This window comes from Mesorhizobium sp. M7A.F.Ca.AU.002.02.1.1 (assembly GCF_003998535.1).
GTDB classification, from domain to species: domain Bacteria; phylum Pseudomonadota; class Alphaproteobacteria; order Rhizobiales; family Rhizobiaceae; genus Mesorhizobium; species Mesorhizobium ciceri.
In genome coordinates, this window is the sequence record NZ_RZPB01000194.1 from 1 (window position 1) to 8,868 (window position 8,868).

At 59.3% G+C, this 8,868-nt stretch carries 12 protein-coding genes and 1 pseudogene; 3 read left to right on the forward strand and 10 right to left on the reverse strand.

Annotation, left to right across the window (positions count from 1 at the left end; genetic code table 11):
* The first annotated feature begins 6 nt into the window (after positions 1–6).
* Together EN879_RS14285 and EN879_RS14290 are read left to right on the forward strand one after the other, a co-directional pair.
* Positions 7–981, forward strand: a complete 975-nt coding sequence (locus tag EN879_RS14285) for an amino acid ABC transporter permease (RefSeq protein WP_013525195.1) — start codon at positions 7–9, stop codon at positions 979–981.
* Complete coding sequence (locus EN879_RS14290) at positions 978–1,721, forward strand: amino acid ABC transporter ATP-binding protein (protein ID WP_063170685.1); 744 nt, start codon at positions 978–980, stop codon at positions 1,719–1,721. The genes EN879_RS14285 and EN879_RS14290 overlap by 4 nt, the downstream gene beginning before the upstream one ends.
* A gap of 150 nt (positions 1,722–1,871) precedes the next feature.
* Here EN879_RS14290 and EN879_RS38975 read toward each other — a convergent pair whose 3' ends face one another.
* The 10 genes and pseudogenes from EN879_RS38975 to EN879_RS38980 form a co-directional block, all read right to left on the reverse strand.
* Entirely contained in the window at positions 1,872–2,135 is a 264-nt protein-coding gene (locus tag EN879_RS38975; RefSeq protein WP_063170684.1) for a hypothetical protein, read from the reverse strand.
* A 40-nt stretch (positions 2,136–2,175) separates the two neighbouring features.
* Positions 2,176–2,304 (reverse strand): hypothetical protein, encoded by a 129-nt coding sequence (locus EN879_RS40600; protein WP_275955654.1) that lies wholly within the window; start codon positions 2,302–2,304, stop codon positions 2,176–2,178.
* A gap of 75 nt (positions 2,305–2,379) precedes the next feature.
* Positions 2,380–2,595: pseudogene (locus tag EN879_RS14300) on the reverse strand (IS1 family transposase); the annotation flags it as partial.
* A gap of 122 nt (positions 2,596–2,717) precedes the next feature.
* The gene (locus EN879_RS14305; protein WP_346016492.1) at positions 2,718–3,560 is read right to left on the reverse strand and encodes a hypothetical protein; all 843 of its coding nucleotides are present in this window, start codon (positions 3,558–3,560) and stop codon (positions 2,718–2,720) included.
* A gap of 306 nt (positions 3,561–3,866) precedes the next feature.
* Positions 3,867–4,298 carry an SRPBCC family protein gene (locus EN879_RS14315; protein WP_348631491.1) on the reverse strand — a complete coding sequence of 144 codons (432 nt, stop codon included), beginning with the start codon at positions 4,296–4,298 and terminating at the stop codon, positions 3,867–3,869.
* Positions 4,299–4,351: 53 nt separating this feature from the next.
* Positions 4,352–4,669, reverse strand: a complete 318-nt coding sequence (locus EN879_RS14320) for a metalloregulator ArsR/SmtB family transcription factor (protein WP_063170682.1) — start codon at positions 4,667–4,669, stop codon at positions 4,352–4,354.
* A 200-nt stretch (positions 4,670–4,869) separates the two neighbouring features.
* Positions 4,870–6,078, reverse strand: coding sequence for a glycosyltransferase family 9 protein (locus EN879_RS14325; RefSeq protein ID WP_063170681.1), 1,209 nt, complete (start codon positions 6,076–6,078; stop codon positions 4,870–4,872).
* A gap of 181 nt (positions 6,079–6,259) precedes the next feature.
* Positions 6,260–6,874 carry a hypothetical protein gene (locus EN879_RS14330; protein ID WP_244514471.1) on the reverse strand — a complete coding sequence of 205 codons (615 nt, stop codon included), beginning with the start codon at positions 6,872–6,874 and terminating at the stop codon, positions 6,260–6,262.
* A gap of 80 nt (positions 6,875–6,954) precedes the next feature.
* The gene (locus tag EN879_RS14335; protein ID WP_013525202.1) at positions 6,955–7,701 is read right to left on the reverse strand and encodes a hypothetical protein; all 747 of its coding nucleotides are present in this window, start codon (positions 7,699–7,701) and stop codon (positions 6,955–6,957) included.
* A gap of 36 nt (positions 7,702–7,737) precedes the next feature.
* The gene (locus EN879_RS38980; RefSeq protein ID WP_164774409.1) at positions 7,738–8,499 is read right to left on the reverse strand and encodes a response regulator; all 762 of its coding nucleotides are present in this window, start codon (positions 8,497–8,499) and stop codon (positions 7,738–7,740) included.
* Between the two features lie 25 nt (positions 8,500–8,524).
* Here EN879_RS38980 and EN879_RS38985 point away from each other — a divergent pair, with 25 nt between their 5' ends.
* Positions 8,525–8,719 (forward strand): hypothetical protein, encoded by a 195-nt coding sequence (locus EN879_RS38985; RefSeq protein ID WP_164755832.1) that lies wholly within the window; start codon positions 8,525–8,527, stop codon positions 8,717–8,719.
* The last annotated feature ends 149 nt before the right edge of the window (positions 8,720–8,868 follow it).

Here is an 8,868-nt window from a genome sequence, read left to right on the forward strand (position 1 = left end):
CAGGCTATGCTCTACCCCGATACCGTCGAAGCTGAAGTCCTCGTGCACAAGCCGTGGTTTGTGGCGACGATGTTCGGCGTCGTCTTTGCGATCTTCCTCGCTTTCAACCTGACGTCGACGAGCTTCGGCGAATTGATGCGCCCGGTCATCGGCGAACCGTCGCAGAGCGGCCTCTATGGTCGGTTTGCCATCGCCTTCGTGATCGCGCTTCTGTTCGTCCTCAATGTCGTCCTGATCGGCTTCGCCTCGCTGCGTGTCCAGATCGCCATCGTCTGGTTCGAACTGCTGCTGCTCTTCCTGGCCTTCTTCGCGACCTTTCATCTCAGCCTGCCCTTCATCCGGGAAAAGCTGCCATTCCTGATTTCCCAGGGCGTGGTGACCACGCTCTACGTCTCGGCCATCTCCATCATCATCGCCTCCCTGATCGCCATACTGGGTGCCGTAGCCAAGCTGTCCACCAACGGCTTCGCCTACGCCATCGCAAGCTTCTACACTTCGTTCTTTCGCGGCCTGCCGCTCCTGATGCAGGTTTATCTGATCTATCTCGGCCTGCCGCAACTGGGCTTCGTGGTCGGTGCGGTTCCCGCCGGCATCCTGGCGCTCTCGCTGTGCTACGGCGCCTACATGACCGAAATTTTCCGATCGGGAATCCAGAGCATCGACCGTGGTCAATGGGAAGCATCGCGCTCGATGGGTTTTGGCTTTTCGTTGACCATGCGCCGGATCATACTGCCGCAGGCGCTTCCGGTCATCATTCCGCCGACCGGCAACCAGTTCATTTCCATGCTCAAGGACAGTTCGCTGGTCTCGGTCATCGGCGTCTGGGAACTGATGTTCCTTGCCCGCACGCTGGGTCAGAAGACCTTCCAGCACATGGAGATGCTGATTTCGGCGTCTCTCATCTACTGGATGCTGTCGATCTGCCTCGAGCTGATCCAGTCCCGCATCGAACGACACTATGCCAGGAGCAAGGTGCGATGAGCGCTCAAGCCATCATTGAAGCCAGAGCCGTCTCCAAATGGTACGGCCAGTTCCATGCCCTGAAGGACATCAATCTGACGGTCCACAAAGGCGAACGCATCGTCATCTGTGGTCCGTCCGGCTCCGGAAAGTCGACACTGATCCGCTGCTTCAATCGCCTCGAATCGCATCAGGAGGGCGACATCGCCGTCAACGGCATCCATCTTCACCCAAAGATGAAGAACGTCGCCGACGTGCGCAGCAATGTCGGCATGGTGTTCCAGCACTTCAACCTGTTTCCGCATCTGACCGTGCTGATGAACTGCATGGCCGGGCCGATGTGGGTCAAGGGCGTTTCCGCCGCCGAGGCACGCAAGACCGCGCTGCAGTTCCTGGAGCGCGTGCGCATTCCCGAACAGGCGAACAAATTCCCGGTCCAGCTGTCGGGCGGCCAGCAGCAGCGCGTCGCCATTGCGCGAAGCCTGTGCATGAAGCCGGCGGTAATGCTGTTCGATGAGCCGACATCGGCACTCGACCCGGAAATGGTGTCGGAAGTGCTCGATACGATGACCGGGCTAGCGCGCGACGGCATGACTATGGTTTGCGTCACTCATGAAATGGGCTTTGCACGGGCGGTGGCCGACCGCGTCATCTTCATGGATGCCGGCCAGATAGTCGAGGAAGGCAAGCCGGACAGCTTCTTCGGCAATCCTCAGCACGATCGCACCAAGCTGTTTCTCAGCCAGATACTGAAGCACTGATACGCACATTTTGCCAAGCCAATGGCGGTGAGGGTAGTGGGTCAGTTATTCAGCGATAATGCGGACGGTCTCTGCTATGGTGGAGCGCAAGTCTCCACCCGTGCCGCCGCTCGCATCTGAAAGCGTCGGGCGCTTTCAACAGCAAGATGGTTAGGCTCCCACTCGCTGATCGGGATAAGGCTCGTTGCGGATTAGCTCGAACGTCGCTTTTACCACAAACAGCGGCGCGGTTGTACCGGCATGAACTTGCAATGCGACTTGGCGGAATGTGCCGTTCGGCATCTGGTCCTTGGCTATTTCGAGCAACGCCCTTGCTGCCTCATCTTCGGCAGAAGCTAGGGTTGGAAGGTCTGTGCCTTCCGTGTCCGGGTATGAGGTTCCATTGTCGACTAGATCGAAGAAGAAGCGGGCCATTTAGCCCTAATCGCGAACCCTCAGAAATGTTTCATTGCTACTACATCTCAATCAGGGCGTAGGCCACGCCGAAGATTGCAAGCGTTGCAGCCGCAAAAAACGCCCAGCCTTTTAAGGCGGCGCGCACATCCTCTGGCTTCGCGCCCTTCTGATTATCGTATTCGTCCATAGTAAAGACCCTGGTTCATCGGTCTGTCTTGATACCAACATCAATCGGCAGTGGGCAACCCTTCGGTGGGGTCTGTCAGGCGAACGCGCGCTTCTTATAGGAGCCGCGCACCGCCGGCTTCTCGGATTCCTTCGCTTCGATCAGGGCCACGATATCGCCAAACTCCCAAAGTTTGCCAGTCACGCCAGCGGCCATTGCCGGGGTCAGCCGCAAGGTCGCATGGATACGGCCAAAATTGTAGTACATGAAGTGAAGCGCCACGGCGTTGGCGTGAGCCTCCACCTTTTTGGAACTGGCGCCGGTGACGAGAAATGTGGCGCTGAGCCTGACTCCTGCTCGGCCTATCGCCGTGTCAGGCGGCCCTGCTTGCTGCGCCGTCGTTCGAATAGGCGGGGAAGTCCGTGTACCCCACTTCACCGTTGCGGGTGTAATAGACGGACCGGTCCGCCACAGCCAATGGCCAGCTGGCGCGGCCTGGGCATGCTCGACGTCATTGAAGCCGCCGCACCATATGAACGCGCCGGGGAACAACGCTCGCGCCTTGGCGAGCATGTCATGGTCGAGATGGCGCGCCTCGAACGTGACCGATTCCATGTTGCCGTCGGGCAGCAGCTCATAGAGCAGATGGACATAGGCCACGCCGCGGCGCCCGAGCTGCTCGACGATGTACAGGAACGTCTCCTCGACGAGGCGATCAGCGGGCATCGAACCATATACTTGCCGAACGGTGAAAGGCGAACCCCCACGCGTCCCGGGCCGAATTCCGCCACGACCGCGTCGACGACTTCCATCAGGAAGCGCGTACGATCTTCCATGCTGCCGCCGCCATAGCAGTCTGTGCGGGTGTTGAGCACCGAGTTCATGAACTGCTCGATCAGATAGCCATTGGCGGCATGGATCTCGATTCCGTCAAACCCGACCTCCCGGGCATTGGCGGCGGCTTTGGCGAAGGTTCCCACCATGGCCGTCACTTCCTCGGTGCTGAGCGGCCTCGGCATCTCTGCCGCCATGAAGCGCAACCGGCCGTCCGGGCCATGGGCGAATACCTCTGAGCCGACGGCCTGTTCCGCGGTCACACCCACTGGCGCCTGGCCGTTCGGCAGAAGCGAGGAATGCGCCAGTCGGCCGACATGCCACAGCTGCATGAAGATGGTGCCGCCCTGACGATGAACCTCTTCGGTCACCGGGCGCCAGGCCTGCTTTTGGGCTTCGGAGTGAATCCCGGGAATCCGCGCGTAGCCGTGGCTGGACGTGATCCACGTCGTTGACTTCGGAGATGATCAGGCCGGCGCTACCGCGCTGACCGTAATATTTGACGGTCAGTTCGTTCGGGAGGTCGCCATCTGTCGGAAGGGCGCCCTCGGAGGTAGAGCCGGTTGTCGTCGTCTGCAGGGATTACCGGTCCCGCCAGCCCTCCCGCAAATCCTTTGGACGAACCCGAGTAGATTGCCAACGCGACCGAGAATGTTTAACCAATAGGCTTCCATGTTGTCTCCGCTCACCGGAACCGCAATGGACCCAAACTGTGCTTGCGAGCGACGTTCTCAAATCCCGGCACGGCGTCAGGGCGCCCGACCGGTGAAAAGATCGTGGAACCGCTGCAGGTACAGCGGCCAGCCTTGATCGCTATCGACCCCACCGCGCACGCTCTCCCAGCCTTCGCCGTGGCGCTCGAAATTCCTGTGCTCGATCTCAACCCTGGTCCGGTTCTCCGTCTCCGCCGTGAACCGGACTTCCCATTCGCTGGTCTTGTTCAGGTCGGTCTCAATCTGCCACCGCGGGTTGATATCCCAACTCAGAACCAGCCGGCTCGGCGGATCGTAAGTCAATACACGAGCCCAGCGACACTCGCTGCCGTCGACGCCGCGATCGTAAACGTGCCCCCCAACCCAGGCTTCAAAGATCGTCTCAGCAATGGGCACTTTGAGAAGATTGTGCTCGCGAGGTTTGAACCTGCCGAAATCCTCGGTGAAGACCTTGAAGGCACGCGCCATAGATGCCTCGACGACGACGGAGTGCCTTACAGGCTCGGTAGCAGGATGCTTGCTCATACCTGGTCCTTCTTTGGAGGCTCGACGGCTAGTTTGTAGCCCGCCAGGGTCTTGCTCCAGAACTGATCGACTTCCGCGCGCAGACTTGCCAGGCCGCCGGGATCGATACGATATATGCTTTCCTTGCCCGAGCGCGTGTCGGCAACAAGCCCGGCCTCCTTGAGTACCTTCAGGTGCTGAGAGACCGCTGGTCTGGTTACAGGCAGCGCACGAGCAAGTCCGCTGACCGAACAAGGCTGTTCGAGCAACAGTTCGAAGATCGTTCGTCTCGTCGAATCTCCGAGCGCAGTCCAGTAGTTCGCGTTAGTGGCCACTAACGCGAACTTAAATCGACGGGCCTTCCATGTCAACCTTGGAGTAGTCGACGGGCGGCCCGTTGACTCTGATTAAGCCGCCTTGGCGGCCCCGTCTCGTCGCGCCTCCCGGGCGAGCCGCGGCGCATGCAAAAGCGCGAGCCGATGAGAGCGTTGCAGGACGATCTTGCCAAGGACCCGGACAGCCGATGCCGAGGTCATTACTGCAACCGGCTCCGATCCTGAGCCGATGGGAGGATCAGCGCGTCGCCGCCGGGAGAAGGTGAATTGACGGATGCATTCCCCTGTTGTCTCACCGCCTCTATCAACTCATGTGTTGCTTGAGCGACCTTGGCAACGGGCAATCGGTGCACGCAGTAGACGCCGCCCGGGTTGTTGGGTTTGCACAAATGGGGAGCAACACACTGGCAAGGCAATGGCGGCTCAACCGTGCGGTAAGGCACGCCAACTGGCCCCCAGACATCTGGGGGAGTGAGCCCGTAGAGGCCCACAACTGGAGTTCCGACCGATGCGGCCAAGTGCATTGGGCCGCTCTCGTTTCCCAGGAAGATAAACGCGTCCGCAAGCAATGCTGTTAGTGTCTCAAGCGAGGCTTTGCCAACAACGCTTGCCAACGGGGAGACCGCCACATTCAGGATACGTTGCGCGATTGCGCTCTCGTCAGGTCCGCCAATCAGCAGTGACCGCAGGCCCGTCGTTTCATAAACTTCATCGATCACTGCGGCGAACCGTTCAGGTTGCCAGCACCGCCCTTCGAACCTTGGTCCGGCGTGCACCGCGACGAAAGCTTTTGCATTCAGATTGCTCTGAGCCAGAATCTGGGTCGAAGCGCCTCGTCCGATGGATGTGGGCTCAAGCCTCGGTGTCACTTCACTCGACGTTATCCCGAGCGCTCTCAGCGGCGAAAGATATCGGTACAGGTAATGCGCGCCTCCCTGGCCGAAGGTTTCAGCAAATATATTGGCAGGCTGACTTTCCCAAGATTTTAGAGGCACTTCGGGGGGATCGTATCCGACGCGCATTGGGGCGCCGATCAGCTTGTGTAGCATCCTCGATGTCTTCGAGTCGGTCAGATCGATGGTGAGATCGAATTTTCGGCGGCGGAGCTCAGCGACCAAGCTTGAATATTCCTTCAAGCGCCTGGTTAGGCTTCTACCACCACCTCGAGGGTCGAATCCGATGGCTATGTCTGCGATACCCTGGCTGACCACCAAGTCTCGCAGGCCAGGAGCGCAAAGCATGGCCATGATGGCGTGTGGGTAGGCGACGCGCAGATTTCGCATAAGCGCCGAGGTCAGAATGACGTCCCCGATGTACTTTGCCTGGATAACCAGAATGGATTTGACAGCCAGCCGATCAGCCATCGAGATATTCAGCACGTCAAAACGATGGGGCAGGATGTTGGTCATTGGGCGCGCACACACGTCCAAGAGAGCTCATGTGCCGCTTGTGGTGATCGATGGATCGGCAGCCTTGGAACCTCCGACCCATGCACCTCTCGTTTGTTCCACAAACAAAAAGGCAATCCCACGCAGCGCTCGCTGCCTGGGAGGAGCGGAACCGGGGCCTGTCGGTCTGCGGATGCCGTGGTCATGGCGTCTGTCCCTGCCAAAGCGGCAATCCGCTTTCTCTGGCGAAGTCTCTATCTTCCGCGTAGATGGGCTCGCCTCTTCTCGCCACCCGCCGAAGCAAATCCGCATCTTCGTCGGCATGATATCGGAAGGCGTTTCGGCTATCGTATCCATGCCCGGCCTGAGACAGGGAAAACCCGCTGACCACAACCGGAGCGAAGCCGGCGAAACGCGCAAGCATGACAGCGAAAGCCCCCGTGGAGATGTTCCGGTGCCAGCCGCGGGATACGTGAAATTTGCCGCTAAGCCGCCAGACGATGTTGGCAAGCTGCCACCTGGTAAGCGCCTGCAAGGTCTCGTAACGATAATCGAAGGTGCGACAGCCGGCTTTCAGCTTGTCCTCCACGTCAGGCCAGATCGGGACGATCAGATGCTTTGCCTGCCGCCCTTTTAGCAAGTCACGCTTGTAGAAGTCCTGCTCACCTTGGCCAACCAGAATGCCGCGACGCATCAGCGCCATATCAGGAGCGGCGAGGCCAAAGGTTTCCGCCAAAATCTGGGAAGCGTTGACGGTTATAAGCGCCCAACCGGCATCATGTCCGTACGGGAGGCGAAAATTCGGCGCCGATCCCATGACCAAGGCGGGACCCGTGAGCCTAGGCAAGCGGAGGATGGGCTTTGAGAGCACGGGCAAGAGATCCGAAAGCGGAGGTTTCATGCGGGGATCTGAACCGCATTTTCCTCAAACGCACGCAGAATGCTTTCTTCTCGGCTCCACAATTCGTCCCATTGTGTGGCGCCCGACCAACCGGCAAACCAGGGACCGCCGAGCGTGTAGTGCGCCAGCGACACCTCGGCGGGGTCGAGTTCGGAAGCCGACGCCCCTACGAGGTAGTTCCATGCCAGAGGCAACTCCCCGATCTCATGATCCTCGAGCCATTTGAAGGCGTGGAGGTCACGTCCGGGCCACGTATTAAGCATTTCGTTCGTCAGTCGTTTGTTGGCGGGATGATCTAGATTCCACAAAACGACCGACGACCAGTTCTTGCGCCGATAGAACGTCTGCGTTTGTCCGTCCATCTTGACGGCTTCAGACTCGCGTTGCCGGTGCTTAACCGCCATGATCGCGTAGGAAGGATCGACCAGGTCGAGCAGCTTGACGGGATCCTGCAGAAAAAGAACGTCACAATCGCAGAACATGGCCCAGCCGCCTTGCCGCATAAACGGAACGGCAAAGCGCGATATGGCAAACTCGGTCGCCATCGGTGCCTCGGAGATCGGGCACCAGAGCCTACCGTCACGTACCTCCATCGGTCGCTTCATGATTCCTTGGGCTTCAAGGTCTTTGAGCACCAGTGGGTGGATCTGCAACGGCGTGCTTGTCCGGCGGAAGGCGCTCCATCGCGCCACCTCGAGGACTCGGGCTTCGCGTGGGTCGTACCCGATGTAGATTGGCATCATAGTGTAACTCTGCAGTTGGAAGTGAGTTTGCCCGAATTATGCAAGGTTGCGCGGCTGGCGGTAGACCCCAGGTAAATGGATCAACCCGCCGCGATGGCGATCGTGCAAGGCCAGAGCGCCACAGTCGGGATATTGTTGCAGTGAGGCCGGAGTCAAGCAACCGTGAGCGACGGTATTTCGTTTGGCTCGACGGAACATTGGCCGGGCCGGCGGCCCAATAAAGCGAACAGATGTTATCGCGCTCGCTAGCTCCTTTTCCGTGAATGGCTTGCTGAGAATCTTGATCTCGGGAGTGCCAGGGAGTTCGGCGTAGCCTGTTGCTACAATGACGGGGACGCTCGGCCACTTGTCTTTAATCGCCTTCGACAGCTGTAGGCCAGTCGTCTTCGGCATCGCGTAGTCCGTTATAACGGGGTCGAACCGGTGCTCCTCCAACAGCGCAAGGAAGGCGGCCGCAGAATGCGCCTTCGCAACGGTATGGCCGAGATCCTCGAGCATCGCAGCGGTATTCAACAGGACCAGGGCGTCCCCATCATCCACCGCCAGAATTCGCAGAGACACCGCCTCGATGACTTCCTCGGTCAGAACATCCGGCCCGCGCGCGACTTCTGAGCTCGCGGTTGCGATCGGCAGCCATAGTTCCGCTGTGGTTCCGGTTCCCCTGGAGCTCTTGAGCACTAGGCACCCGCCCATTTGCTCTGTCATCCCATGCACCATGGACAGACCGAGACCCGTACCTTTGCCAGCGCCTTTTGTGGTGAAAACGGTTCCGTCGCCCTTCGTCCATTCCTTCGCCACTGTCGGCTGCCGAGAGGCAGACATAATGGCCGGGAGCCAAGCCAGCACCATTGCTTTCGCCGACCTGTTCCATCCGGGCGGAAATGATGATCGGCCCACCATCAGGCATGGCGTCACTGGCGTTGACACACAGGTTGAGCAAGGCAAGTTCGATCTGACTTTCATCGATCATTACATGATCGAGCGAGAGCGGAAATTTCGTTTCTATGATCGCCCTTGAGCCAAGCGACCGCTCCAGCAATTCTCTCATTCCCTGGATTTAGGCCAATTAGGTCGACAGGCTTTGGATCGAGTTGCTGCCGCCAGGCAAAAGCCAGCATGCGCTGCGTCAAGGACGCTCCCCGTCGCGCCCCGAGCACCGCGTTGTCG

Excerpts from the sequence above, each read along its gene's own strand:
- EN879_RS14285 (WP_013525195.1), top strand. The coding sequence starts at position 7 with ATGCTCTACCCCGATACCGTCGAAGCTGAAGTCCTCGTGCACAAGCCG.
- EN879_RS14290 (WP_063170685.1), top strand. The coding sequence starts at position 978 with ATGAGCGCTCAAGCCATCATTGAAGCCAGAGCCGTCTCCAAATGGTAC.
- EN879_RS40600 (WP_275955654.1), bottom strand. The coding sequence starts at position 2,304 with ATGGACGAATACGATAATCAGAAGGGCGCGAAGCCAGAGGATGTGCGC.
- EN879_RS14325 (WP_063170681.1), bottom strand. The coding sequence starts at position 6,078 with ATGACCAACATCCTGCCCCATCGTTTTGACGTGCTGAATATCTCGATG.
- EN879_RS14335 (WP_013525202.1), bottom strand. The coding sequence starts at position 7,701 with ATGATGCCAATCTACATCGGGTACGACCCACGCGAAGCCCGAGTCCTC.
- EN879_RS14315 (WP_348631491.1), bottom strand. The coding sequence starts at position 4,298 with ATGGCGCGTGCCTTCAAGGTCTTCACCGAGGATTTCGGCAGGTTCAAA.
- EN879_RS38975 (WP_063170684.1), bottom strand. The coding sequence starts at position 2,135 with ATGGCCCGCTTCTTCTTCGATCTAGTCGACAATGGAACCTCATACCCG.
- EN879_RS38985 (WP_164755832.1), top strand. The coding sequence starts at position 8,525 with ATGGCCGGGAGCCAAGCCAGCACCATTGCTTTCGCCGACCTGTTCCAT.
- EN879_RS14330 (WP_244514471.1), bottom strand. The coding sequence starts at position 6,874 with ATGGGATCGGCGCCGAATTTTCGCCTCCCGTACGGACATGATGCCGGT.